The sequence below is a fragment of the Amycolatopsis sp. NPDC021455 genome (assembly GCF_040640995.1).
GTDB lineage: Bacteria > Actinomycetota > Actinomycetes > Mycobacteriales > Pseudonocardiaceae > Amycolatopsis.
In genome coordinates, this window is record NZ_JBFACT010000012.1 from 92,106 (window position 1) to 116,501 (window position 24,396).

The following is a 24,396-nucleotide window of genomic DNA, read 5'->3' on the forward strand; positions in this document are numbered from 1 at the left end:
GGGTGAACCCCACCGCGATGCCGCCGGATGGCGGTGCCGGTGTGCGGCCGGACCGGGCAACTCGGGCCGCGAACCGCCGGGCAGGCCGCTGAGATCGGCAGAATCGGTGGGGTGGACAGCATCGGATTCCGCCCGTCCGCCTCGGTGGTCCTGGCCGTCGGCGCGCTCACGGCCGCGGTTCTGGCCGCCGCCGCGGAGGCCGTCCGGCCGGTCGTGCCGCCGGACACGCAGCTGCTCGTGTTCGCCGTGGGCGGTTCGTTCAGCGCCATCGGCCTGCTCTGCCGGACCCGGCTCGGCGCCGGCGGACCGGGCCTGTTGCTCGGCGGCTTCGGGATGGCCTGGCTGGTGCTGCTGGCCTCGGCGTCGGCGTCGGGCTCGCCTGGGTTCGGTGGCGCGCCGGCCGGCAACCTGGTGGCGGCGGCGCTGGTCCACGTGCTGCTCAGCCAGCTGCCCAGGCGCGTGTCGGGCCGGGCGATGCCGATCGCCGGTTACGGGGTGGCGGTGGTCGCCGGTGGGTTGATGACCGGCCCTCTTCCGGCGCGCGCTCTGGGCGTCGCGGTGGTCGTCGCCGCCACGGTCGCAGGGTGCGTGACGGTGGTGATCAGGCTGCGCAGGCCGGATCGGGCGGGGATCGGCCCGGTGCTGCCGGTGCTGGTGCCCGGCGGGGCGGCGTTGCTCGCCTACCTGGCCGTCGAAGTGACCGGATTGCGCGGCGACCCACCGGCCTGGTTGCTGCACGGCCTGTTCGGGCTGCTCGTGATCACGCCGGTCGGTTTCCTGATCACGGTGGCCTGCCGCACGCTGGCCCGGCTGCGGGCGTCGCGGGCGCGTGTGCTGGCTGTGGCCGACATCGAGCGGCGGCGGATCGAACGCGACCTGCACGACGGCGTCCAACAGCACCTGGTGTCCGCCGCCGTCCTGCTCGACGTGCTCACCCGTCACCTCGACAGCGCTGCCGACGCCGCACACACGCTGAGCCGGGTGCGCACGATCCTCGCCGACGCGCGCGTGCAGTTGCGGCACATCTGCCACCACGCCCACCCCGCGGCACTGGCCGACGACGGCTTGGACGCCGCACTCACCGAGCTGGCCTGGCAGGTTCCGCTGCCGGTCGAACTCTCCGGCCGGGCCGGCCCGCTGCCGGTCCCGACCGCCGCCGCGGCCTACTACGTGGCCGCCGAGGCACTGACCAACACGATCAAGCACGCCGCGGCCACCCGGGCGCGCATCGCACTCGCCCGCGACGCCACCCGGCTGCGGATCACCGTCGCCGACAACGGCCATGGCGGCGCCGACCCCGCACGCGGCACGGGACTGCGAGGGCTGGCCGATCGCGTCGACGCGGCCGGGGGCCGGCTCGCCGTCCGCACCGGCCGAACGGGCGGGACCGTGGTGGAAGCGAGCCTGCCGTGCGGGTCGTGATCGCCGACGACTCGGCCCTGATCCGCCACGGCCTGACGCTGATCCTCGGCGAAGCCGGATGCACCGTGGCGGCGGCGACCGCGAACGCCGAAGACCTGCTCACCGCCGTACACGAGCTGCGCCCGGACGCGGCGGTGATCGACGTGCGAATGCCACCCACCCACACCGACGAAGGCCTGCGCGCCGCACGCCGCATCCGCGCGCACGCACCGGAAGTCGGACTGCTGATGCTGTCCCAGTACCTGCGAGTCGGCCAGGCAGCCGAACTGATCACCAGCGGCCCCGACGGGCTGGGCTACCTGCTGAAAGACCGGATGACCGACACCGGCGAACTGGTCGCGGCACTGCGTCGCGTGGCCGGCGGAGGAACCGCACTGGACCCCGAGGTGGTGGCAGCGCTGCTGCGCCGCCGCAGCGCGACCGGCCCCGGCCTGGACACGCTCACCCCGCAGGAACGACGGGTGCTCGGCCTGATGGCCGAAGGACTCGGCAACAGCGCCATCGCCGCGACCCTGGTAGTCGCTGCCGGCACAGTCGACAAGCACATCTCGTCGATCTTCGCCAAACTCGGCCTGCACCCCGGCGACCATCACCACCGCCGCGTTCGCGCCGTACTCACCCTCCTCGATCCAGGCCACTGACAGCCGCCGGCGATACTCCGCCGCAGCCGAGCGACTCATTCCCCCGTCGAATGTCCGGTCATGCCGACGAGCGAGCGTCGGCGGGCGAAACGCTGTCCGACTGCCGCGGCCGCCTGCGATGAGCGCGGCGATTCTCGTCGCTACCGCCGGTAGTCTTCCTCCTGCTGACGGGCCGCCGCCGCGCCCTGGACTGGGTCCTGCTGATGGAGGCCGCCGCCCCATACGGCGACATGATCAACCTCTTGGCCCACCACGGCCCCCTCGCCGCCGCGTTCGGCATCCAGGGCCTCACCTCGGCGCTGATCGCGATCACCGGCCTGCTGACCCTCCGGGAGACCGGTGAGGCGCACAAGGCCACCGCCGGCGCCCGCCGCACAGCCCGCCTGACAGCTGCACAGAAGAGGATCGACAGTCGGCCTACGCTGCCGCTGCGCCTGACCTGCCCGCACGGCTACGCAGGACTGCCTCTGGCACGGCATAACCACCCTCTGCACCGCTCCGGAGATCGTCACCGGAAAGATCGGCGCGCACGCCTGCCCCACTCGACACACCACCGCAGAGTTCTTCGCGTCCTTAAACAGGTTGCCAAAGCCCACCTGAGGGTGAAGGTGAAAACACGCGCGCAGGGGCTACGTCCGACGGCTCGGCGGTTCCGTTCGTCGGTGACCGGAGGCCGGGGAGGTTCCAGCCCGCGCTCAGCGTCTCTTCGATAGGTTTCGGGGATGCCTCAATTCGCTGACGGCGACCACCTCTCGGGGCTCATGCGTGAAGCGCTGGGAGCGGGATGCCGGGTGCTCGCGGTCGACCGGTTGCGCGGCGGCAGCAAGAAAGGGGTGTACCGGATCCACCTTGCCGGAACCCGCACAGCCAGCGTGATCGTCTACAACTGGGCCGAAACCGAAAACTTCTGGCCCGGCGAAGAGGACGCCGACCCTGCTGACCCGTTCGCGCCTGCCTCAGGCCTGGCCCCGTTCTTGGCCGCGCAGCGCAGCTTGGCCGAACTCGGAGTCCGAACTCCCCGGATACACCTGGTCGACGACAGCCGTCGCCGCTATCCGGCGGACGTCGCCGTGGTCGAGGACGTCCCCGGTGGCACGCTCGAAGCGCTCTTCGAAACCGATTACACGCGTGCCGCGAAAGCCCTGGGCGAACTCGCCGAGACGCTCGAAGTGATGCACCGGCACCGGAGCCGGCACTACGGCAGGGTCGACCTGCTGAACCGGAGCGGATCGGTGCCCGGGGGCTCGTGCGAGCGGCGAGTTCTCGACCGCGCGCTACGGGACCTCGAGGAGGCGGCCGAGCGCCACGGGCACATCGCGGCCGCCAGCCCCGCGTTGCGCGACCGCCTGCGGGAATTGGCCGGTTCGGTCCGTGCTCGCGCGGAGTACGGGCTGATCCACGGAGAACTCGGACCCGACCACGTCCTGATCGACGCCGACGGGCACCCTGTGCTGATCGACATCGAGGGCCTGATGCACTTCGACGTCGAGTGGGAGCACGTCTTCCTCCGGCTCCGCTTCGGCAAGCACTACACCGCGCTGGCCCGGCCCGCCCTCGATCAGCGTCGGCTCGACTTCTACCTGCTAGCGATGCGGCTGTCGCTGGTGGCCGGGCCGCTGCGTCTGCTCGACGGGAACTTCCCCGATCGTGCTTTCATGCACGGGATCGCCGAGCACAACGCGAAAGAGGCGTTGGCGCTCCTGCCTCCGGCGTAGCGCTCGGTCGAGCGGAGCGCGCTGAGAACGGGGCTGCTTCACTTGCGCAGCTCTCCATTTCCGGGCCTGGTGGCGTTTGCCGGGACGGTGAAGGTGCTTGCGACGGCACTGCGCGGTGCTCATCCTGGTCAGAAGCGAACTTCCCGGCCCTCGACCGAGGTAACCATGCCCAGCCTGAGATCTGCAGTGCATCGCACGATACTTGCAGTGGACGTCGAGCGTTTCGGATCACCCACGAGAACCGACCGTGATCGGGTTGGGATCCGATCCGGCCTCTACCGGGTACTGACCGCTGCAATGGCTACGACTTCTGTGTCCTTGGCCGAGTGTGATCACCAGGACTGCGGCGACGGAGTACTGGTGATCATTCCGGCCACGGTGCCGAAGAGCGTGCTTGTCGAGTCTCTACCCGATAGGCTCAGTGCGGAACTCCGCACTTACAACGAGACCAACGACCCGGCGCGGCAAATCCGGCTAAGGATGGCGTTGCATGCCGGCGAGATACGCTACGACGACCACGGGGTGGTGGCGACGGCGATCAACCATGCTTTCCGGTTGCTGGACGCCGCGGCGTTCAAGGCCGCCTTCGCCCGGTCAGCAGGGCCACTGGGAGTTATCGCATCGTCATGGTTCTTCGACGAGGTGGTGCGGCACAGCGATGGCGGCACACCTGCCGAGTACCGACCCGTCCACGTCACTGTCAAAGAGACCGACACGACCGCCTGGATGCGCCTGCTTGGTGAGGCATCGACACAGTCGCCGGCGAGTACGTCGACGCCGCGCCAGCTTCCGTCGGCAAGCCGGCACTTCGTCGGCCGCACAGACGAGCTGGATCGCCTGGGAACGGTGCTCGACCAGCACGACGCCCCGACCGTCGTGATCACCGCCATCGCAGGAACGGCCGGCATCGGAAAAACGACACTGGCGACCCGATGGGCCAACGCAGTCCAGGACCGGTTCCCCGACGGGCAGTTGCACGTCGACCTACGAGGCTTCGACCCCCGCGCACAACTCGAACCAGCGCAAGCATTGCACGGGTTCCTCGAAGCACTCGACGTCGCGCCGTCAGCAATCCCGGGTGAACTGGACGCGCGTTCGGCACTGTATCGCAGCCTGGTCGCCGAGCGCCGGATGCTGATCCTGCTGGACAACGCGCGCTCCGCCGATCAGGTTCGGCCGCTGTTGCCCAACTCGCCCACCTGCCTAGTCGTCATCACCAGCCGCAACCGGCTGGACAGCCTGGTGATTCGTGAAGGCGCCCACCGGCTTGAGCTGGACGTGCTGCCCTTCGATGACGCGGTCTGAGTCCTCACCTGTCACGTCTCCCCGGACCGGGTGGACGCCGAACCGGAAGCCGCTGCGCAATTAGTCGAGCAATGTGCCCGGCTTCCCCTCGCACTCAGCATCGTCGCCGCCCGAGCGGCGAACCAGCCGAACCTGTCACTCAGCCGGTTGACCGAGCAGTTGCGCAACGAACGCGAGCGCCTCGACCTGCTGGACCTCGGCGAACGCGACCTGGACGTCCGTGCCGTACTCTCCTGGTCCTACCAGGTACTCTCCGAACCCGCCGCACGCCTCTTCCGCCTGCTCGGCGTGCACCCCGGCCCCGACATCGACCGACTGGCCTGCAGTGCGCTTGTCGGGGACGGCAAAGTCGGACCGCTGCTGACCACTCTCACCGCCGCCCACCTGCTCGAGGAACACCAACCAGGCCGCTACCGCTTCCACGACCTCCTTCGCGTGTACGCAAAGGAGTGCGCCGAACGCGACGAACCAGATCTCAACGCCGTCAAGGTGAGCATCACCGACTTCTACGCGAAAGCCATGACCGTGGCGGACCGCCACCTCCTGCCCTGCCGAGACGGCCAGATCCGCCCCACACCGCCACGGTCAATGCCGCCCCACCTGTCCGGCTACCAGGACGCCATGGCCTGGCTGAGCCGGGAAAACGCGACCTTGCTGGCAGTCATCGACTTCGCCACCCGCAACAAGCTCGCCGGCCATGTGCGATGCCTCGCGCGGGCACTCGACATCTTCCTCGGCCGCAGCGGACAGCTCCACGAACGAGCCGCTGTGCACCGAAGGGCGCTGGAGGTGGCGACCGACGACCACGGACGCCTGGCCATCTTGGCGGCCCTTGCTCGGGCCCTTGCGCGTCTGGGCCGCATCGAAGAGTCCACGATCGTCCTCGACGAGGCCACCGAACTCCTGCCACAAGCGGGCGGTGGCTGCAGTTGTCCCGTCGCCGTCCACCACGGGTACGTCCTCGTGTACGAGCTGCAGCAGCGCTACAGCGACGCATTGCGTCACGCCCTCCGCGCCTGGGAACTCACCCGCGACCAGCCGAACCTGGAACGCCAGGCAGACGCACTCAACGCTGTTGCACGTCAACGCGCGTTACTCGGCTTCCCAGCCGAAGCACTGCCTCTCGTCGAACGAGCGCTCAGGCTGTACCGCGAACTGGGCCACACAGAGGGCGAAGCCACGGCGCTGAGCACCCTCGGATACACCCACAAACAACTACGCCAATACGGTCGTTCAATCGCGGCTCATAAACAATCACTGGCCATCGATCGGAAACTCGGATCACGCTATTGGGAAGCACACACGCTCGCCCAGATCGGCGACGTGTACGCCCTTCGAAGCGCCCACGACAAGGCTCTTACAGCCTGGCGGCAGGCAGCAGTGATATTCGACGATCTGCACCACCCCGAGGGCGAATCTGTCCGGGAAAAGCTCGTTCTACTGACCTGACCGGTCGATATTGAAGTAACCGGGGCACGGCAGCGCATAGCATGGTAGCCGGCCAGTCACAGGTCAAGCGGACGTCCTGCAATGCCGATGTGCCGGATGCCTTTGGTGCGGGTGTAAGTGGCACGCTGCCGGGCCGGGCGCCCCTTCGGGAACCAGCCGCGGCCGGGACGTGGCTGCAGGTTCAGTGGCCCGAACTCGTCGGCGCAGATCACTCGCCCGTCGGCGGGCGGGTGGTCGTAAAGGTCGAGGATGCGAGTCTTCTTGACCATAAAATCTGGGCCTTTGCTGGCTTTCCAGGTCTTCGTCGCCTGCCAGGGCACTCCCTCCTCCAGACGCTGCGCGGGATCCCGTTGCACAAGGCCGGGTTGCGGCGTTTCCCGCACGTGCTGTGGCTGGACGCCCGCTGGCTGGCCGACACGACCGACCAGCGGCTGGTCCTGTGCCACCGCTGCGCCGCCGCAACCGGTGAGCGGACGGATCGCCGGTCGTGGACCCGCTGGCGACCGCGGCCGTGAACCGGGGCTCCGGCAGCGAGAAACCCGTGATCAGGTTTTCGCGGCGAACGCCCGCATACCGGCCTCGCGCCGGAAGGGCTCCAAGGTCTGCCGCTGCCGGCCGGCGCGAGCGAGCAGCTCGTCGAAGTCCATGTCCGGCAACCGCTCCCGCAACCCGGCCAGCTCGCCCAGCGTGTGCCACAGGATCTTCTTGCCCTCGATGCCCATCGCGAGGCCTTCCAGCTCCACGAACCGGCTCAACGGCGAGTACGACACCCACCGGCCGTTGCGCTTGAGCCGCCCCAGCCGCTCCCCGGCCGCCGCGAGGACGACCTTGGCCGGGTTGGGCCGGACCCCGAGCGCGCGCATGATCGCCTCGAATGTGCGCACGTCCTCCGCGATGCCGTCGGCGACCTCTGCCAACGCCTTGCCCCGCTCGGTGCCTTTGTTGTTGTCGCGGGCGCGTCGGGCGAGGGCTCGCCAGGTGATGCCCAGGGCGAGCTGGTCGCGCAGGTAGATGGCCAGGTAGTCGGTCATCACGCACCGCCTTCGTTCGCGGACTGCCAGCGGAAGACCCCGGCGCCCTGGGCGTAGGAAAGGTGACCACCGAGCGCGCCACCGGCACTGAGCACGAGCAGACCGACCAGGTTCAGCGTCCTGCCCGCTCCCTTCGCGCCCCGAAGACGAGCGGCATACGACTTCGCGAACACGACCGCGGCGAGCGCGTTGCCCGCGGCGTGAGCCAGGCCGACGCGGCGCTGGCGGACGTCCAGCCCGCTGTAGTCCGCCGCGCCCAGCACCATCGTCGGCGGTGTGGCCAGCAGCCCAACGGCCACCAGCCGCCGGGCGGCGGCATCGTTGCCCGGCAGGAAGTCCAGCAGCGACGAGCACAGCCACGCCCCGATCGGCAGGGTAACCGCGAGCGGGTGCAGCGGGTGCCCGAGCTCGCGCCCGCGCAACGACCGCCCCGCCCGGCCGCCGAAGAACCGCCGCAACGGCTTCGCGAAGGCCTCGGCGGGACCGTCCAGGATCCGTGCCCGCTCCACCGCCGAGAGCAGGCGATGGGGTTCGGCCACAGTCGCGTCGTTCACAGGTCCACCGTCCGTCATGGCTTTCGGCTACCCGCGCAACGGCCGGTCAACCCCGTCGACAGCGTGGTAAGCCACCACGCTGCGGCACCCGCGGCGAGTTCCCCGGCGTAGGTTCGGCGCCTTTGCGTGCGGCCGGTCACGTAGGCCCGCGCGCGTCGCGGGATCCGCGGCCAATGCCCGCGTCCAGGTGATGACGGCCTGGTGCCGGTCTGCATGCGCTCGGTCAGCCAGGCACTTCTTGCATCCGTACCTGGGCGCCACCCGATAGTCGGGAAGGAGTCGGTTGGCCTGGTCCGCGCCGGGTACATCTGCTCTCGGCCGCCCCTCGAGGATGGAGACCCCGATGATGCCCTCCTGGCTTCCGACACCGAATCACGCCCGGGCGCACGCGGTGCCCGACGGCGCCGAACCGGTCCGCTACCGTCCGCTGTGGCGCTGGGTGGTCGCGCTGGCGGCCGGATACGTCGCACTTGCGGGCACGTCGTTCTCACCTCCGTTCGACCGGCACGCGGCCCCGCCCGCGACCAGCGCGGCGGCTGCCGGAAGGGCGCACGGCGTCGCCGTCAACGGCAGCGTCGCCACGACGGCGGACGTGCGGTCCGACACCCGGCACGGCTGAATCCGAAGGATCGCCGGTTTCAGAGGTTGTCGGGAACGGGCCTGGGTATGCGCGGCTGACGGTCGCCGATCCGCGCGGAGGAACCATGAGCCCAAGTCACCTTTCGCCGACCCGGGGTCGCAGCCGGGCGACCCGCGCCGCGGCCTCGGCGGCCGAGGCCGCCGACCAGCGGCTGCACGTGGCCGCCGGCCTGCGTCACCAGTTCAACAAGGTCTTCCCGACGCACTGGTCCTTCCTGCTCGGCGAGGTCGCGCTCTACAGCTTCATCGTGCTCCTGCTCAGCGGCGTGTACCTGACGCTGTTCTTCGACCCGTCCATGCAGGAAGTGACCTACCAGGGCGTCTACGCGGACCTGCGCGGCGTCCCCATGTCCCGGGCGTTCGCCACCACGCTGAACCTGTCGTTCGAGGTCCGCGGCGGGCTCTTCATGCGGCAACTGCACCACTGGGCCGCGCTCATCTTCGTCGGCGCGATGATGGTGCACATGCTCCGGATCTTCTTCACCGGAGCCTTCCGCCGTCCCCGCGAAGCCAACTGGGTGATCGGCGCCCTGCTGCTGATCCTCGGCATGTTCGAAGGATTCTTCGGCTACTCCCTGCCCGACGACCTGCTCTCCGGCACCGGCATCCGCGCCACGCTGTCCGGGATCGTGCTGTCCCTGCCGGTGATCGGGACCTGGCTGCACTGGGCGATCTTCGGCGGCGAATTCCCCGGCGACGTCATCATCCCCCGGCTCTACACCGTCCACATCCTGCTGATCCCCGGCATCATGCTCGCGCTCGTCGGCGTGCATCTGGCCCTGGTCTGGTACCAGAAGCACACCCAGTTCCCCGGCGTCCGGCGGAAGGAGACCAACGTCGTCGGCGTCCGGATCCTGCCGGTGTTCGCCCTCAAGGGCGGGGCGTTCTTCGCGGTCGTCACCGGGCTGCTGGCGCTGATGTCCGGGCTGTTCCAGATCAACCCGGTGTGGAAGTTCGGCCCCTACGACCCGTCCAAGGTCTCCGCCGGGTCCCAGCCCGACTGGTACATGGGGTTTGCCGACGGCCTGCTGCGCGTCTACCCGCCGTGGGAACTCTTCCCCGGCAACCACACCATCCCGCAGCCGTTCTTCGCCGGCGTCATCGGCATGACCGTGCTCTTCGTGCCACTGATCTCCTACCCGTGGATCGAACGGCGGCTGTCGCGGGACACCGCCCACCACAACCTCCTCCAGCGGCCGCGCGACGCTCCGGTGCGCACGAGCATCGGCATGATGGCGCTGGCCCTTTACGCCGTCCTGACGCTGTCGTCGTTCAACGACATCATCGCGCTGCAGTTCGACATCTCGCTCAACGCCACCACCTGGGCCGGACGCATCGGCCTGCTGATCGCCCCGCCGATCGCGTATGTGCTGACCTACCGCATCTGCCTTGCCCTGCAGCGCTCGGACCGCGAAGTGCTCGAGCACGGCATCGAAACCGGGATCATCACCCGGTCCCCGGCCGGCACCTACCTCGAAATCCACCAGCCACTCGACGGCAAGGCCCTGACCTACCAAGGAGCGCCCGTGCCGAAGAAGCCCAACAAGCTGGGCGCCGCCGGGCACCCGGTCCCGGGCAGCCTGCTGCGCCCCGACCCGCCGGAGGAGACCGCCGCCCTCGAGGCCGCCGTCCGGCGCGGGACGATGCGCCACGGCCTCGGCGGGGAACCCACCACCGAAGAGGGCGGGCAGCCGTCATGAGCCCGCCGGGGCCCGGCGGCACGGCCGTGCCGTCACGCTGGCAGATCGACGTCCTCGTCTACGAAGACACCAGCTCCTACCCGGTGCTGCTCCTGCAACCCGGACGCCCCGCGGATCACCGCCGGCTCTTCGGGATGCTGACGGAAGCGGGCCTGGCCGCTCCCACCGCCTGGGAATGGGAACGCGGCCTCTGGCCACTGGCCGCGGGCTGCCGGGTGGAACTGTCCGAAGGCTCCCCTGCGGTCACCGTGTGTGTCAGCGGGCACCGCCTCACAGTCGGCCTCCAGCTCACTGAGCCGTCGCTACCGTGGGTCTGCGCCGCCGACCAGCAGCGGCAGGTGCTGTTCGTGCTGATCCCACCCCGCCCCGGTGCGAGCGCGGAGCTGATCATCGACGACGTCGGCCAATTGGGCGTGTCCGCACAGCGGCGCGGCTGTCTGGCGGGCACTATCCCGGTCGCGGCCCGCTGAGCCCGCTCCCGGGTTGCTGCCGTCAGTTCACTCGATCGGGCGCTCTGCCGTCGAACGAGCGGCCACTCGCCCCGCAGACGGCACCGCCACGCGGCATTCCTGTGCCAACCGCCGGTCAGCCACCCATCCACTCCTCTACTCCGGCCACGGCGCGCTGTCGGGCGGGGACATCGTTTCCGCGGCGCCCGCCGCCATCCGCTGCCGCGCACCGCAGCTACACGGTCAGTCCGGTTGCGTCACGGGCAACGACGTCGCACAGCAAGTAGGTAGTCGCGCTCTGGGAGCGGACCTCGATCACCGCGCTGCGGCGACCTCCGTGGCTGGCCCGTCAACGCGGTCGACCTGTGCGCGACGCACGTCACGCCCACCGCCGCCGTCGGCGGGGAACACCACGCCGTGAGCGGCGTTGTAGAGGGTGTCGGTACGGCGGAGTTCCCCGGGCCTCACCCCTTCAGCCCTCCCGGATCACCGGTTTGCCCCGGAGCCGGGTCGCGCCACTCGCCGAGAGGCGACCCCGTACCGGCCCCAAGCCAACGCTTCCGCTCGCAGGTCTCCCCCACCCTTCGCCGAGCGGAAGCGATTCTGCAGCAACAGAACCCGATCAGGTCAGCGGCTGACCACCGGTGACCCCGAGGACCTCGCCGGTGACGTAGCTGGATTCCTGCGACGCGAAGAACACGAACGCCGGCGCGAGTTCGGCCGGCTGCCCGGCCCGACCCATCGGCGTCTGCTCCCCGAAAGAGCCCACCTTCTCCGCGGGCATGGTGGCCGGGATCAGCGGCGTCCACACCGGACCCGGCGCCACCGAATTCACCCGGATCCCCTAGTCCGCCAGGTCCTGCGCCAGCCCCTTGGTGAAGTTGACGATGCCCGCCTTGGTCGTGGCGTAGTCCAGCAGCTCCGGCGACGGCTGGAACGCCTGGATCGACGACGTGTTGATGATCGCCGACCCCTGCTCATGTGCGGCACGGCCGCCTTGCACAGCCAGAACATCGCGTACAGGTTGGTCTTCAGCACCCGGTCGAACTGCTCGGTCGAAATCCCCAGCAGGCCCGCGGCGGCGAGATCGCCGACCTCGAACGCATCCAGCTCCGCCGGGCGATCGCCTCCCGAGACGTTGATCGGGCAGGCCAAGGGGATCTTGATGGCACGCCAGGGCATCGACGCCCACGCCGCCTTCCACCTGCTGCGCCACGCCTCCCAAGACCTCAACGTCAAACTGGCCGACATCGCCGCCACCCTCGTCCGCAACCACACCACGCTGGCCCCCGCCGAAAGCGAGTGACGCCGCCGTTCCGGTTTGCGCTTGAGAAAGAACGGAAGTCCCAGGTATCTCGGCCCGATGACCGACAACCGAGAGCCCGCACCGCGGATGCCCCGCCCCGCCGGAGGCATCCCCGCGGCGCGATCGTGTTTCCGTGCGGCAGGACGATCACCCGGACGCGGCGCTCTCCTCGTCTTCGATCGCCTGGCGCCGGAGCACATCGGCGGCGTCCAGTGCCTTCCGCGCTTCGGCGTCATACCGCTCGGCGATCTGGTGGCTGCGGCGTTCACGGGCCAGTGCGGCCAGCCGGTGGTGCAGCGTCGCCTTCTCCTCGAGCGCCCGTACGGCCGTCCAGACCGCGTTCTCGACGACATCGCCCTGGGCCGCGAGCAGCGCTTCGGCGGTCCAGGCGTGCCCGACCCGGCAGCGGTAGCGCACGCCCGGCTCGACGTCGGCGAGCACGCCGTGACAGTCCGGGCACGCGAACTCCGAGGGTCCGCCCATGGCACTCATCCCTTTTCCCACACGCCCGATGCTCGCGATGTCGTTCTCCCACCGCAGCAACTCCGGCACCGGCTCGGACTCCACTTCGACCTGCTCGCGGGTGAGTTCGGCGAGCACCTCACCGAGCCCGGCCGCGGGCACCACCCGGTCGGGGGTGACCGCCTGCAGCGCGTGCTCGGGCATGCCGGGGTACAGCGCGTCCCGCGGGTCCTGGACCACCACCCGGCCACCTCGGGCGGCGATCGCCTGCAACCCCGCCACGCCGTCGTCGAGCACGCCGCTCAGCAGCAACCCGGTCACCGCGGCGCCCCGCGCGACCGCCGCGGAGCGGAACAAGGCGTTGATCGCCGGGCGGTGCCCGCTCTCGGTCGGCCCGTGGGACAGCGCGACCACGCCGTCGGCCACCAGCAGGTGGTGGTCCGGGCGTGCGACGTAGACACGCCCGTGTTCCAGCGGTTCGCCCGTCCGCGCGGCCCGAGCCGGCAGCGGGCCGGCCCGGTCGAGGATGGCGGGCAGCGAGCTCGTCCCCCCGCTGGGCATGTGCAGCGCGACCAGTACGGCGGCCGGCAGATCGGCGGGCAGCCGGGCGGCCATCGCGATCAGGGCTTCGACACCACCGGCCGAAGCGCCGACGACAACCACGTCTCGCGGCCGGACGGTCATGAGAGCCTCCTGACCACCGGAGTACCCACGCCGAGACGGGCGAACCGGCGCCGACGGCTCCTCGCGGCCGCGGTCCGGACCCCTGCGGCCGGGCCCGGCTTCTTCGGCGGTTCCAGCAGCCGCACGAGGCGAGCCGAGGTCGAAGGACTCGGTCAGCGACCGCAGAGCGCGATGTTGTCGAGGTCGGCACCGCGTCGACGATCGAGCCGCGCGGGATGGACGCTCCGGACATCGCCGGAGCCGCCGCGGTGGCCATGACCGTACCGGCGACCGGCGGACGGCGGTCGCCCCGGTGGGGACATCATTGCCGCTACCGGACACCACCACGGCGACGGCCCGGGCGCCGACCACGACAGCCAGCATGGCGAATCGGCGGAGGGCCGGTAGAGCGGGCCCCCGTCGGCGAGCATCGTGGCCACCGTGCCTTGGTGGCGGCTCCAGGTCCTGCCCTGGCGCGACTACCAGAACCCGTCAGGGCAGCAGCGGGGAGCCGTGGACGGGTGCCACGACCGGCAGCGCGGTCCCATCGGCGAGGATCCGCGGCAAATGCTCAGCACGCCGGGAGCCAGGTGCTGCATCACAACGATGTAGCGGGAAAGTCCCCGGCAGCAGCGTCAGCACGCGGGTGACGGCGTCCCACCCGGTGAGCTTGGCACGCCGGCCGGCTGCCGCGCGAAAGCTCGTCGTGAAACCCGTTCTGACGGGAGGTCCCGGTCAGGCGTCGCCTACCTCCGGGGCGTCCGGACCGGCGTCCGACTCGTCCGCCGGCAGGATGACGTCGGGCTCGTTCTCGCCGGGCCCGTATCCTTCCGCGGGTTCGGGTGCGCCGGGGCCCGGATCGGCCGCCGCGATCCGTTCCTCGCCTGCGTGCGGGTTCGGCTCGAAAGGTGAAGTCGTCATGAAGGGCGGCTACCCCCGCATGTGCTGCTCACACCCGGCCGCGCGCACCAGTAAGAGGCCTGCCGGCAAGGTGGTCAGCTGTGCCGCAAGAGTGTCCCTACTCCGTCCTTGAGCTCGACACGCTCGTCCATGACGGTCACCGCCCCCGGTCGCCAGGGCCACTCAGGCAGGACTTCGTCAACCGGGTGCTCGCGGCCACCGTCGACACCGGAAGCCCGCAGGCCTTCGCGTCGGTCGGGAGTTCCCCGGGGTTATTACCCAGCCAGACCGGTGTGTCGGCCGGATCGCCGATCACCAGCGTGTCCACCGTGGCCTCGGCCAAGGCCGCGACGACGTCGGCGAGCCCGGTCACCGCGAGGCCGTCGTCGCGCCCAAGCCCATGCTGTAACCCTGGTCCAGCTCTTTCAGTCAGTGCCCGGCCAGCACCGTCCTGATCTTCTGCGCGAGCTCCTCCCGCGAAGACCCGGCCGCACGGCCGCCCGAAGACACCTCGAGAGTGACCGTCTGCAGCGGGCGTCAGCTTGGCGCAATGCCTGGGCGTCAGGTCGTCGAGTTCTCGCAGATGGTGGGACACGACATGCCGCGCCGCAACCGAGCCGAAGCGCTGTCCGGCCGCCGGAAACCGGGTGCTGCTGGACCGGCGGCTCGCGGACGTTCCGGCCGCGTAGACCGCCCGTGTGTCGACGCTGCCCTACCTGCTGCGGTTTCTGACCCACGGCCACGTCGGTGTCGGTGTCCGGTACCTGCTAGCGCGCAAGCGGCACTCAAATCACTCAAATACGGTGCGGCGCCCGTTCGAGACCGTCGGAAAACGGTCACCCGCTGCGGTGGTGAACCTCGGCGGACCATCGATCCCCACGAACTCGGTGACCACCCAGCACACGTCACATCGAAGGCCTGCGCCGATCGGCATAGTGCGTCCAGCGGTGGGTATCCGCCCCTCGAAGCTTGCCGGTCCTGCGGCGACGCAGCACGAAAGAAGCACATGATCAAAACGGCCACTTCAGCGCTCGGCGACCTGGCGAGCGGGCTCACGGCCCTCGCCCTCGAATCGCCACCCGCGCACTGCGCCACCGGTATCGCCCACGGAATGTTCGGCGCACACCTGCCCACGGCCAAGCGAGCGACGACCGCGGAAATGACCGTCCGGTCCGCCCGGCGACCGGTCGGCCTCGACCACCGATCCCTCTCCACCGCCTTCCCCGACGCGACCGGCCGCCTGGTGGTCTTCCTGCACGGGCTCGTCGAAACCGAACGGTGCTGGTTCCGCGGGAGGAACTTCGGGACGCGCCTCGCCGAGGACCTGGGTACCAGCGCCGTGTACGTGCGCTACAACTCCGGCCGCCACGTCTCCGACAACGGCGGCGACCTCGTCACCCTGCTGACCCGGCTCGTCGCTTCGTGGCCGGTGCCCATCACCGACATCGTCCTCATCGGACACTCCATGGGCGGCCTGGTAGCCCGAAGTGCCCTCGACCAGGCACACGAGCGGAATGCGCCGTGGCTGCCTCTCGCGAGCCGGCTGGTCTGCCTGGGCACCCCGCACACCGGAGCACCGCTGGAACGCCGCGTCGCCCAGCTTGCCGAGCTGCTGAGCAAGTCATCCCTGACCGCTCCCCTCGCGCGGCTGCTCGCCATCCGCAGCGACGGCATCCAGGACCTCGCCCACGGCTACATCCACCGGACGCAGTGGGACACCGGCGCGAATTCACCGTGGCGGCCGGAAGGCGGGGCGGGAATCCGCCGGTTGTTCGTGTCCGCAACGCTGTCCCGGACCGAAGGAAGCACCTGGGGCCGCCTCGTCGGCGACCTCCTGGTGTCACCGATCACCGACGACGACCTGCCCGAAGCCGCCGACATCGCCTGGCTCGGCGGGCTGCACCACTTCAGCCTGCTCCACGACGATGCCGTCTACCAAACGCTGCTCGAGTGGCTGGGCACCAACAGTCGACAGGGTCGCGAGGTAGCGGTCGCGGGGTGATATCGCATCGGCGACGAGCCCTGCCGCGGCGGCCTACCGTGGACAATGCCGACGCGGCGAGCAAGCCACCACAGGCAATTCCCTCACCACCACGGCGGCATGAGGGCATGCATGACGCGCTTCTTTCCGGTCCCCGGCCGGACCGGAATCAGCCCACCGAACTCGCCGCACGCCTCCGACCGCACGGCACCGCCGGGCCGTCCGATCAATGAGGACGTCGTGATGATCCCGACCAGAGCTCGGAAGCGGCCGATCGCCACCGTGTCGCGGGACTCCAGGTAGCCGAAGGCATCCTCTGTCAGACTGCGTACCGGCGCCCTGACAACACTCAGCGCGTGGTCAGCAGTGGGCCGGGCTCGGCGGCAGGCTGGACGGCGCCCCGGCTACGGACCCGCCCGGACAGCCGGCGCGCCAGCTGAAGCTGTATCCCGCCCGGCCGAGCACGACCGGGTCGGCCCCGTCGATCAACGGCGACAGTACCGCGGTGACCGCTGAAGACACATCGCCCCCACCTCGTCCACCCGGACCAGGTTCAAACACCCGCTGAGCCCGAGAGCGCGACTGACGCTCCCGGGCTCAGCGCATGCTGTCCGCCCCACCGAAATGAGCGGTCCGCGGATCTATCAGCGGCGGTCGGCGCGCTGACGGGCACCCGCCTTGGCCAAGCCGCGGCTGATCATGTAGCCGATGGCGAGGAACGTGATGTAGCGCAACGCTTGTTCGGCGTTGAACGGGTCACCACCGGTACTGGCGTCACCGTCGACCGTCAGGGCGGTGATCACGATCGCCACGACACCGGCCAGGAAAACGAAGAACTCGGTCGTCTTGAAAGCCGGTTTCGTCTCCGCGCCGGTGGCGTGTCCGGACGTCGCCGGACCGAGGTCCCTCGCCTGCGGGCCGGCCGGAGCCGCGTTCGCGGGAACAGGCTGCCCGGACACGGGTCCGGCCGGGCGTGCTGCGCTGGTCATGGTGCTCCCTTCGGCCGGATGTCTCTCACCCGACTCCTACTCGCCGGTAGATACCCGGGGAACCTGCCCACAAACGAGCAGATGTGTCAGTGCGCCGGTGGCGAAACCCAGGTCGTCCCGCGGTGAGGCGGACGGGGAAGCCGGTCTCGTCGCGACGCAGGCCGACTCGGCTGCACACCTGGTGGGGTAATCCGCCGCCCGCGGCCGCCGATGTTGCGGGCGGCGGGCGACAGCCCGGCGAACGGGTCACCGAGCCCCTCGCCGGTGTCGTGCACGGTGACGACATGTGCTGGGCATCGAGACAAATCGGCATCCGGACCGGCGATCTCGACAGCTGGCAGCTCGGTCTTGTTGAAATCGGTGGTGGCCCGGCGGGCGGCCCTGAACTTAGGGCCGGTCAGCTCGACCAGCGGCCCGGCGTGCTGGATCGGGTAAAGGGCCATCGGTCGCGGCTCGGCCAGTAAGGACGGCGGATCGACATACCCGACGTTCATGTGGTGTCCGCCATCGCCCGCGGCGACGCCTTTCTGTCCATGCTGTCCCTGGCCGCTTCCCTGCGTTCCGGCGAAGCCGTCCTCGTCATCTACGCGATCGGCTTCGCGGGCCTGTTCACCGTCGTCGCCTGACGATCCGGTCGAGGCCCGTTGATTCAGATGCGGGGCTGCCCGTTGATGTTCAGGACCCCGGCGACGAAGCGCTCGGCGAGCGAACACAGCGTGCTGTTCTTTCGCTCGGATCGCCCACCAGCAAGATGAACGCCTCGTCCGCACCGATCTGCCGGACCGCCATGAGCGCACCCTTGGCCTGGGTCTATCACCGCATGCGACGTCGATGCGGTGCAGGCGCCAGGCGAACCCGGACGCCTCGAGACAACGCCGGTGGACGCACACGGTCGCCGCCACCGCGGTGGTGTGCAGCTCCAGCAGCCGCGCGCCGAGATCGACGAATCCTGTCGGCCCCGCGTGGCCCGGGCATACCGCCGTACCGGCACCGAATCCAAGGCTGCCTCGCCGTCGGCGTTCCAGCCAATAGCTAGCGGATGTGGCTCCGTCGGCCCGACTGCGGACACCGCGCCGGGGAAACGTGGGATCGTCGTCGAATGGACGTCTCGGACGATCCTGGCGCGGTCGCCGCGGAGGCCGCGCGCCTCGCCGCGGAGCGCGCGGACAACCTCCGCCGGCGGCGGGCAGACCTCGCCACCCGCCGGCGCTCCAGCGACGCCGACGCCTGGAAGCAGGGCGCGGAGGCCGCGCTCCAGGCAGCGCAGCAACGGGAACGGACCGCGCGGGCCCGGCTGCACGCCGCGCTGCGACGCGCGGCACAAGCTCACGATCGCGCCGCCGAGCGACACGAACAGGCGGCCCACGGCCACGGCGCTGCCGCGCAGGAACACCACCGCAAGGCCGCTGACCACCGATCCGCAGCGCGCGCCGATCGCCGGCGCGCCGACGACCTCACGTGACCGACGACTGCACCGAGCCATCGTCTCTTTCTCAAGAAAGATCGCGCCGCCGGCGACGCAGTTCGTCCGGCTCAGGCCGTGGGCTGATGCCCGTTGATGACACTGTCCAGAAGAGCTCGGGCGACGTCGTAGAGCTTGGTGTTGGTCTCCTGTGACAGCCGCACGAGGATGGCGAACGCCTCGTCGGGGCCGCAGCCGCGTTGGCCGATCAGGACGCCTTTCGCCTGCTCGATGACGCCGCGGGTGCGCAGCGCCTCACGGAGATGCCGGTTCTCGCGCTGGGCCTCGCCGTGGGCGTGACGCAACCGGGACGCAAGCTGCACGGCCTCGTACAGCCGGCGGGGCTGGTCCGGCGACCAACCGGTCCCGTCGCCGTCGGTGAGCGCCGCGTCGAGGTCGGTGACGTCTTCGACGTGGTGCAGGATGCCGGCGACCCGGCCGTCGGCGTCCCGCAGCGGCACGTTCAGCGGCGCCCACACCTTGGGCACGAACCGGGACCGGTCCCGGGGGTCCGGCACGTCGTAGCGTTGCAGTCCCATGTAGTCACGGCGCCCGCGGCGCAGCACCCGCTCCAGCGAACCGGACAGGTTGACGACACCGTCGGCTTCCGCGTCGGCGGGGTTGTCCGGGAATGCGTCGAACAGATACGTGCCGGCCAGCTCGGCGGCCGTGGTCAACGTTGCGTCGGTGTAGGCGGGGTTCGCGGCGTGGATCCGCAGGTCCGGGTCGAGCACCAGGTACGGGGCGGCCGTCGCCCCGAACGCCGGGTCGGCGGCGATCGCGTCCAGCACCGCGCGCGACATGGTCATCGCTCCTCTCCACCTGCGTGTCGTGTGGCCACCGCACGACGCACGAGGCGGTGAGCTCCAACAGGGCGGTCGTCGCGACACCGTAATTCCGAGCGTCGGCGCAGACAACCGCCTGCGTGACAAGTGTTATTGCCCATTCACCGCAAGGGTGAACCACGTTGTCGGGATTCGCACAACGGCGCAGGTAGCCCCCGATCGACGGCGTAAAGTCGGATGCCCTGCGTGGTTCAGCCCAGCAGCCGTAGTCCGGTGCCGCGCCGACGCCCACGGCCGGTGTTCCTGCTCGCCCGCGGAGGTCCACCCCATGCCCGGCCCACTGCCCTCGCCCCGAGTGATCAGGGGTGTCCATGCTCGGTGAGGCCACCGGGGACGCCCCCTGACGTCGCCGCGGCTTTAGGTCGATGCGGCCGGTGTCCCACCGTGGTGGTCTCCCGCCGACGCCCCCGAGCTGATCGCGGACCGTTACGAGGTGGCCGGGCTGATCGGCCGCGGCGGCACCGCCCGGGTCTACCAGGCCGGCATCGACCACCCACGCATCGTCGCCCTCTACGACAGCGGCACCGACGGCGACCGGCCCTACCTGATCATGCAGCTCGTCGACGGCGAGAACCTCGCCCAGCGGCTGCTCGCCGGCCCGCTGCCGACCGCACAGGTCACCGAGCTGGCGCACCAGCTGGCCGAGGCACCGGCCCACGTCCACGATCGGCGGATTGTGCACCGCGACCTCAAACCGGCCAACGTCCTGCTCGGCGCGGAAGGCTCCCTGATCAGCGACTTCGGCATCGCCCACGAGCTGGACGCCACCCACGTCACCGGCACCGGACTGGTCACCGGCACCGCCGCCTACCTCGCGCCCGAGCAGGTCGTCGACGAGCACGCCGGCCCGGCGGCCGACGTCTACGCCCTCGGCCTGATCCTCGTGGAGTGCCTGAACGGCGAGCGGGAGTACCCCGGCACGCTGGCCGAATCGGCGATGGCGCGGCTCAACCAGCCCGCCCGCATCCCCGCCGGGCTGCCCGCACCGCTGGCACGCGTCCTCCCCCGGATGACCGCCCGCGAGCCCGGGCAACGGCCCACGGCCGAAGAGGTCCTGCACCTGCTGCGGCAGCCGGCCGAGACCGTGCCGGTGCGCCGGAGGCGGACACTGGTTGCGGCGGCAGCCTCGCTACCGCCGCCACCGCGGTAACGCTCACCCTGCTACTCGGCCGGCCCGATCTCCCGCCACCAGGATCGGACCGGCAACCCGCCGTCGAATCGGCGGGACCCACCAGTCCGGCAGCCCGGGCCTCGGCCTCCGAGCGGCCACCCCGGTCGACGGTGATGGTGGGATCACCACAGGGTTCCGCCTCGCTGCCGGCAACGCCACCGAAGGTGTCCCCGCCCGCCGACACGACCGAACCGGACCTCGTGCCCGCGGCCGGCGCGGAGAACGGCAAGGCCAAGGGCAAGACTCGAGGCGACGGCCAGAAAAGAGCAAAGGCAAGGGCATCGGCGGTCCGTAGCCCGGGGACGATCCACGGCCCCGGGCCTTCTCGGACGTTGGCTATCCTGAGCGAGCTCCCGGTAATGGCTTCTCGAGCGGGATGCGTAGATGAGCACGGCTACCGAACCCACGGCCTCGCCGCCGAATAGCTTGCGGCGTCGGCACTGGCCGGCCCGCCCGGTGCCGCGATCCTGCTCGATCTCACGGCAATGGAGAGCTTGAGCCTCGAAGCGGCGGCCGTGCTGATGAGGCTCGCGCCGCTGCCACGCCCGAAGACCACCCGTTCGCCATCACCACAGATGTTTGGACCATGGCATGTCCGGGTACGCGTGCGGAGGGCAACGGATCACAGCCTCACTCGCGGAAGAAGGACCTCATGGCGCCGACAATCGAGGGCGCTGCGTGAGTGCAGACCCCGCATTACCCGACGATGCGTTGCGCATCAGCTCGAACGTCGTCGAAGGCCCCGGCGAGGTAGTGGTCATCGCCCTGCACGGCGAAGTCGACCTGCTGACCGCGCCGCTGGTGAGCGAAACCGTCACCGCCGCGACCGCTCGGCACCCCACAACGCTGATCATCGATCTGACCGCGGTCACCTTCCTGGACTCCTCCGGGCTGTCGATCCTGGCCCAGGCCCACACGGCGGCATCTGCGGGACGCCAGGTCCGCGTGGTGGCCCCCACCGACGGTATGCCGTATCGGGCCATGGCCCTGACCGGCCTCGACAAGATCCTGACGGTCTTCCCCAGCCGGACCGACGCTCTCCCCTCGCCCGGATCCGCCATGCCCACCCGGAATTCCCCAGCCGGTGATCCCGGCAACGAAGGCATTCCCGGCTCGGCCGCGCGCGAATCGGACGCCTCGGATCTTTACCATCCCGCCGCACCGGCGAACCCGGCACAGCTCGCTCTCCTGCGCGAGGAGATCACCGCCTGGGCCGCCCGCGCCGGCCTGCACCCCGATCGGATCCCCGGACTGCAGCTGGCGGTCTACGAGGCCATGGCCAACGTCGTCGTCCACGCCTACCCCGGACAGCTCGGCACCTTCTCGCTGCTCGCCCGCAGCCACGACCAGAGCCTCACCGTGACCGTCGCCGACCACGGCCGGTGGCAACCAGCCGCGCGCCCCGGTCTGCTGCACGGCCGCGGGCTCCCGCTCATCCAGACGCTGGCCGACCACGCCACGATCGACAAGGGAACCGAGGGCACCAGTGTCACCATGACCTGGTCTCGGTGATGGTCGCCGCGAGGTAGCCCACGCCGCAACCGCAGCCCACTACAGGCCTTCCTTATAGCCCGGCTCCCCGCTCCAGGGAGACGAGTTCCGGCGCACCGAGTGTTTCTACCCCGACCAGCGATCACCAACTGTGACCAGAAGGGCGAGTAGCCACCGGCACCGGGGGTACGCCGATGCGGTGCAGGGCCGCGCTCGCAGCAGCCAGCGCGGTACCGGAAGGAGCCGCACGGTGCTCGTCACGTGGAGTACATACGGTCAGAAAGGCTGGCAGGTCTTGGAGCTGGCCGACACGAAGCCCTCGGCCCTGACCGCCGCCCGCCGATGGGTCGAGGGCCAGCTGACCACGTTGAGTGAAAACGATCGCCTCGACACGATGCTGGTCGTCGAGGAATTGCTGGAGAACGCGTACCAGCACGCCGGTGGGCCCGATCAGCTGCGGGTCCACCACACGCACGACCCGTGCGAGGTCACGGTGGCGGTTGCCGACGTCGGTGCCGGCGAGCCACGGATGCGCGTTCCCGACCACAGCGGCGGCCGGGGATTGCTGGTTGTCGATCAGGTGTGTGCCGAGTGGGGGGTGAGCTCCCACGATGACGGCAAGCTCGTCTGGGGACGCGTCGACTGCGATGCTCCCGGCAGTTCGTAGCCGGACCTGGGAAATTCAGCGGATGTCCAGGCCGCGCAGCTGGGGCAAAACTGCCAGCCAGGCGAGCGCGTCGGCGGTGCTGCTGTGAAGCGGTAACGCGTGGTCGAGGCCGAGCAGCTCGATCGGGCGCAGCAGCGGCCGGCACCGGCCGCAGATCGCGAACGGCACTCCGGCGATGAGGGCGTCGGAGGTCGCATCGAGCAACACGGTGAGCCCGCGCGCGGCGCAGAACGTGAGCCCGGTGGCGTCGATCAGCAGTGCCCGAGGCCTCAAGCGAAGTTCCTGGTCGATGAGCGCGGCGAAACGGCCGGCTACGGCGAGGTCGATTTCGCCCGAGACCGCGACCACGGTCGTCTCGGCTGTCTTGGTCACGGTGAACGACGCGGTCGGCGCGTGCGCTGACCCGTTGCGGGGCAAGGGAAAAAACATCGGCGGCATGACGGCTCCTCGGCTCACTGGTGAGGCCAAACCGCCCGTGCGCCAGTCCAGTCCCACGCCGGCCCTTCACGAAAGGGCTGCGGGTGTGGTGCAACGGCTACTGGACTGAACCGCTCCACAACGACGGTACAACCGATGAGCCAACGATGCAGCGCCGTCTCGAAGAGGTCGCCTCGATCGAGCGGGAAGCTGCCGCCGGCTACCCGCGACCGGAAACGGTCCGCTGGTTCATCCAGGCGGTTTCGGCCCCACCTTCCGTCATACCCGGCAGCTGCAGCGCGATGCGGACGGCCTCCCCATGGTCGCTTCCGGACCCTATGCCCACAGCGGTGCGTTCACCGCATCTTCTCGGGGATCTCTTCGAGCGTCCGCAGCAACCGGATCGCCAGCGCGCGGGCCTCTTCGGCGGACAGCGGCGAATTCTCCTTCACCGTGTTCTCCACAAGGTTCACTCGCTGCTCGTAACGGGACACGAAGTCCATGTTCGACCTTCTTCTCTCGATGACACACGCCATGTTCATCCGGTGGCCCACCGGACAGAGGGAAAGCACTCGTCCCGAAGGACCGAGGTCACCGGCGGGTGCGGCGGCCGGACGGGTCGTGCGCCCACCTGCCGGGTGCGGCAGGCCGGCGGCGCGGGGCGTATTCGGCGTCGTCTTCGGAAGCGGAGGCCGGGTGGTACACCGGCTGGCGGAACAGGCTCCCGTACCGGCTGTCCTGCGGTGTGGTGAGCATTCCGGGGCGGGGTTGCTCCGCGACGGGATGACTGAACAACGAACTGTCCATGGTGGGAGTACTGATGGGAAATCCTTTCGTACGCGCCGCCGGAGGGCGGCGTCGGCATGCGAGCGGCCAGAGCCGGACGACGGAGAGGTCACCGAGGCGGGGGCACCGGTCGACGTGCTGGGCGTGAGCTTCAGTGCGGCCGCACTTCGGTGAAAGTGGTTTCCGGGTCCGACGGCATGCCGGTGCTCGCATCCCCGGCCGCTGACAGCGCCGGATCGGGGCCGAGGACGGCGCAGGTTCGACCACTTGCGCACGAAATGCTCTCGGACAACACCCAGCGTACACGACCGCTGCGCTCGGTGTGTTAAGACTGGGTTCTAGCAAAGGGGC

At 70.0% G+C, this 24,396-nt stretch carries 31 protein-coding genes; 16 read left to right on the forward strand and 15 right to left on the reverse strand.

Annotated elements, in window-relative coordinates; all coding sequences use genetic code 11:
- Positions 1-111 precede the first annotated feature (111 nt).
- The 6 genes from AB0G28_RS17425 to AB0G28_RS17450 all read left to right on the forward strand — a co-directional run bounded on the left by AB0G28_RS17425 (position 112) and on the right by AB0G28_RS17450 (position 6,532).
- Positions 112-1,422: a histidine kinase gene (locus tag AB0G28_RS17425; protein WP_361089369.1), complete on the forward strand. Its 1,311-nt coding sequence runs from the start codon at positions 112-114 to the stop codon at positions 1,420-1,422.
- Positions 1,410-2,063, forward strand: a complete 654-nt coding sequence (locus AB0G28_RS17430; RefSeq protein WP_361089371.1) for a response regulator transcription factor — start codon at positions 1,410-1,412, stop codon at positions 2,061-2,063. The genes AB0G28_RS17425 and AB0G28_RS17430 overlap by 13 nt, the downstream gene beginning before the upstream one ends.
- 164 nt (positions 2,064-2,227) lie before the next feature.
- Positions 2,228-2,776 carry a DUF4267 domain-containing protein gene (locus tag AB0G28_RS17435; protein ID WP_361089554.1) on the forward strand — a complete coding sequence of 183 codons (549 nt, stop codon included), beginning with the start codon at positions 2,228-2,230 and terminating at the stop codon, positions 2,774-2,776.
- 9 nt (positions 2,777-2,785) lie between these two features.
- Positions 2,786-3,778: an aminoglycoside phosphotransferase family protein gene (locus AB0G28_RS17440; protein ID WP_361089373.1), complete on the forward strand. Its 993-nt coding sequence runs from the start codon at positions 2,786-2,788 to the stop codon at positions 3,776-3,778.
- 360 nt (positions 3,779-4,138) lie between these two features.
- A complete protein-coding gene (locus AB0G28_RS17445) occupies positions 4,139-5,083 on the forward strand; it encodes an ATP-binding protein (protein WP_361089375.1) in 945 nt (314 codons plus the stop codon).
- A 30-nt stretch (positions 5,084-5,113) separates the two neighbouring features.
- A complete protein-coding gene (locus AB0G28_RS17450) occupies positions 5,114-6,532 on the forward strand; it encodes a tetratricopeptide repeat protein (RefSeq protein ID WP_361089377.1) in 1,419 nt (472 codons plus the stop codon).
- Positions 6,533-6,588: 56 nt separating this feature from the next.
- Here the strand turns inward: AB0G28_RS17450 and AB0G28_RS17455 are convergent, their stop codons facing one another.
- From AB0G28_RS17455 to AB0G28_RS17465, 3 genes are all read right to left on the reverse strand, one after another.
- Positions 6,589-6,978, reverse strand: a complete 390-nt coding sequence (locus AB0G28_RS17455; RefSeq protein ID WP_361089379.1) for a hypothetical protein — start codon at positions 6,976-6,978, stop codon at positions 6,589-6,591.
- Positions 6,979-7,077: 99 nt separating this feature from the next.
- Positions 7,078-7,563: a hypothetical protein gene (locus AB0G28_RS17460; RefSeq protein WP_361089381.1), complete on the reverse strand. Its 486-nt coding sequence runs from the start codon at positions 7,561-7,563 to the stop codon at positions 7,078-7,080.
- Positions 7,563-8,117: a DUF2231 domain-containing protein gene (locus AB0G28_RS17465; RefSeq protein ID WP_361089383.1), complete on the reverse strand. Its 555-nt coding sequence runs from the start codon at positions 8,115-8,117 to the stop codon at positions 7,563-7,565. The genes AB0G28_RS17460 and AB0G28_RS17465 overlap by 1 nt, the downstream gene beginning before the upstream one ends.
- 346 nt (positions 8,118-8,463) lie before the next feature.
- Here AB0G28_RS17465 and AB0G28_RS17470 point away from each other — a divergent pair, with 346 nt between their 5' ends.
- The 3 genes from AB0G28_RS17470 (at position 8,464) to AB0G28_RS17480 (ending at position 10,926) form a co-directional block, all read left to right on the forward strand.
- Complete coding sequence (locus tag AB0G28_RS17470) at positions 8,464-8,736, forward strand: hypothetical protein (RefSeq protein WP_361089385.1); 273 nt, start codon at positions 8,464-8,466, stop codon at positions 8,734-8,736.
- A gap of 85 nt (positions 8,737-8,821) precedes the next feature.
- A complete protein-coding gene (locus tag AB0G28_RS17475) occupies positions 8,822-10,456 on the forward strand; it encodes a cytochrome bc complex cytochrome b subunit (protein ID WP_361089386.1) in 1,635 nt (544 codons plus the stop codon).
- Complete coding sequence (locus AB0G28_RS17480; protein ID WP_361089388.1) at positions 10,453-10,926, forward strand: hypothetical protein; 474 nt, start codon at positions 10,453-10,455, stop codon at positions 10,924-10,926. Before AB0G28_RS17475 ends, AB0G28_RS17480 begins: the two co-directional genes overlap by 4 nt.
- A 601-nt stretch (positions 10,927-11,527) precedes the next feature.
- Here AB0G28_RS17480 and AB0G28_RS17485 read toward each other — a convergent pair.
- Both AB0G28_RS17485 and AB0G28_RS17490 read right to left on the reverse strand, forming a co-directional pair.
- Entirely contained in the window at positions 11,528-11,740 is a 213-nt protein-coding gene (locus AB0G28_RS17485) for an SDR family oxidoreductase (protein ID WP_361089390.1), read from the reverse strand.
- A gap of 9 nt (positions 11,741-11,749) precedes the next feature.
- Positions 11,750-11,908, reverse strand: a complete 159-nt coding sequence (locus AB0G28_RS17490; protein ID WP_361089392.1) for an SDR family NAD(P)-dependent oxidoreductase — start codon at positions 11,906-11,908, stop codon at positions 11,750-11,752.
- Between the two features lie 162 nt (positions 11,909-12,070).
- Here AB0G28_RS17490 and AB0G28_RS17495 point away from each other — a divergent pair, with 162 nt between their 5' ends.
- Positions 12,071-12,211 (forward strand): ANTAR domain-containing protein, encoded by a 141-nt coding sequence (locus AB0G28_RS17495; protein ID WP_361089394.1) that lies wholly within the window; start codon positions 12,071-12,073, stop codon positions 12,209-12,211.
- A 147-nt stretch (positions 12,212-12,358) separates the two neighbouring features.
- Here AB0G28_RS17495 and AB0G28_RS17500 read toward each other — a convergent pair whose 3' ends face one another.
- The 3 genes from AB0G28_RS17500 to AB0G28_RS17510 all read right to left on the reverse strand — a co-directional run bounded on the left by AB0G28_RS17500 (position 12,359) and on the right by AB0G28_RS17510 (position 14,609).
- Positions 12,359-13,357, reverse strand: coding sequence for a chemotaxis protein CheB (locus AB0G28_RS17500; RefSeq protein ID WP_361089396.1), 999 nt, complete (start codon positions 13,355-13,357; stop codon positions 12,359-12,361).
- 714 nt (positions 13,358-14,071) lie between these two features.
- On the reverse strand, positions 14,072-14,257 hold the full coding sequence (locus AB0G28_RS17505; RefSeq protein ID WP_361089398.1) for a hypothetical protein: 186 nt from the start codon (positions 14,255-14,257) through the stop codon (positions 14,072-14,074).
- Positions 14,258-14,393: 136 nt separating this feature from the next.
- Positions 14,394-14,609: a hypothetical protein gene (locus AB0G28_RS17510; protein ID WP_361089400.1), complete on the reverse strand. Its 216-nt coding sequence runs from the start codon at positions 14,607-14,609 to the stop codon at positions 14,394-14,396.
- Positions 14,610-15,242: 633 nt separating this feature from the next.
- Between AB0G28_RS17510 and AB0G28_RS17515 the strand changes: the two genes are divergently transcribed.
- Positions 15,243-16,238, forward strand: a complete 996-nt coding sequence (locus AB0G28_RS17515) for an alpha/beta fold hydrolase (RefSeq protein ID WP_361089402.1) — start codon at positions 15,243-15,245, stop codon at positions 16,236-16,238.
- Positions 16,239-16,577: 339 nt separating this feature from the next.
- On the opposite strand, the gene AB0G28_RS17520 is transcribed toward AB0G28_RS17515, so the two are convergent.
- From AB0G28_RS17520 to AB0G28_RS17530, 3 genes are all read right to left on the reverse strand, one after another.
- Complete coding sequence (locus tag AB0G28_RS17520) at positions 16,578-16,739, reverse strand: hypothetical protein (protein WP_361089404.1); 162 nt, start codon at positions 16,737-16,739, stop codon at positions 16,578-16,580.
- A gap of 122 nt (positions 16,740-16,861) precedes the next feature.
- On the reverse strand, positions 16,862-17,206 hold the full coding sequence (locus AB0G28_RS17525) for a hypothetical protein (RefSeq protein ID WP_361089406.1): 345 nt from the start codon (positions 17,204-17,206) through the stop codon (positions 16,862-16,864).
- Between the two features lie 86 nt (positions 17,207-17,292).
- Positions 17,293-17,700 carry a hypothetical protein gene (locus AB0G28_RS17530; protein WP_361089408.1) on the reverse strand — a complete coding sequence of 136 codons (408 nt, stop codon included), beginning with the start codon at positions 17,698-17,700 and terminating at the stop codon, positions 17,293-17,295.
- Positions 17,701-17,703: 3 nt separating this feature from the next.
- Here AB0G28_RS17530 and AB0G28_RS17535 point away from each other — a divergent pair, with 3 nt between their 5' ends.
- Both AB0G28_RS17535 and AB0G28_RS17540 read left to right on the forward strand, forming a co-directional pair.
- Positions 17,704-17,832, forward strand: coding sequence for a hypothetical protein (locus AB0G28_RS17535; RefSeq protein WP_361089410.1), 129 nt, complete (start codon positions 17,704-17,706; stop codon positions 17,830-17,832).
- Positions 17,833-18,305: 473 nt separating this feature from the next.
- A complete protein-coding gene (locus AB0G28_RS17540; protein ID WP_361089412.1) occupies positions 18,306-18,668 on the forward strand; it encodes a hypothetical protein in 363 nt (120 codons plus the stop codon).
- Between the two features lie 71 nt (positions 18,669-18,739).
- Here AB0G28_RS17540 and AB0G28_RS17545 read toward each other — a convergent pair whose 3' ends face one another.
- Positions 18,740-19,477, reverse strand: a complete 738-nt coding sequence (locus tag AB0G28_RS17545; RefSeq protein WP_361089414.1) for an ANTAR domain-containing protein — start codon at positions 19,475-19,477, stop codon at positions 18,740-18,742.
- A gap of 469 nt (positions 19,478-19,946) precedes the next feature.
- Here AB0G28_RS17545 and AB0G28_RS17550 point away from each other — a divergent pair, with 469 nt between their 5' ends.
- From AB0G28_RS17550 to AB0G28_RS17560, 3 genes are all read left to right on the forward strand, one after another.
- Complete coding sequence (locus AB0G28_RS17550; protein WP_361089416.1) at positions 19,947-20,663, forward strand: serine/threonine-protein kinase; 717 nt, start codon at positions 19,947-19,949, stop codon at positions 20,661-20,663.
- Positions 20,664-21,362: 699 nt separating this feature from the next.
- Positions 21,363-22,196, forward strand: a complete 834-nt coding sequence (locus AB0G28_RS17555) for an anti-sigma factor antagonist (protein WP_361089418.1) — start codon at positions 21,363-21,365, stop codon at positions 22,194-22,196.
- Positions 22,197-22,425: 229 nt separating this feature from the next.
- Positions 22,426-22,842, forward strand: coding sequence for an ATP-binding protein (locus AB0G28_RS17560; RefSeq protein ID WP_361089420.1), 417 nt, complete (start codon positions 22,426-22,428; stop codon positions 22,840-22,842).
- A 15-nt stretch (positions 22,843-22,857) separates the two neighbouring features.
- Here the strand turns inward: AB0G28_RS17560 and AB0G28_RS17565 are convergent, their stop codons facing one another.
- The 3 genes from AB0G28_RS17565 to AB0G28_RS17575 all read right to left on the reverse strand — a co-directional run bounded on the left by AB0G28_RS17565 (position 22,858) and on the right by AB0G28_RS17575 (position 24,066).
- Entirely contained in the window at positions 22,858-23,337 is a 480-nt protein-coding gene (locus tag AB0G28_RS17565; RefSeq protein WP_361089422.1) for an STAS domain-containing protein, read from the reverse strand.
- Between the two features lie 278 nt (positions 23,338-23,615).
- Entirely contained in the window at positions 23,616-23,762 is a 147-nt protein-coding gene (locus AB0G28_RS17570; RefSeq protein WP_206796230.1) for a DUF6307 family protein, read from the reverse strand.
- 88 nt (positions 23,763-23,850) lie between these two features.
- Positions 23,851-24,066, reverse strand: a complete 216-nt coding sequence (locus AB0G28_RS17575) for a hypothetical protein (protein ID WP_361089424.1) — start codon at positions 24,064-24,066, stop codon at positions 23,851-23,853.
- Positions 24,067-24,396: the final 330 nt, after the last annotated feature.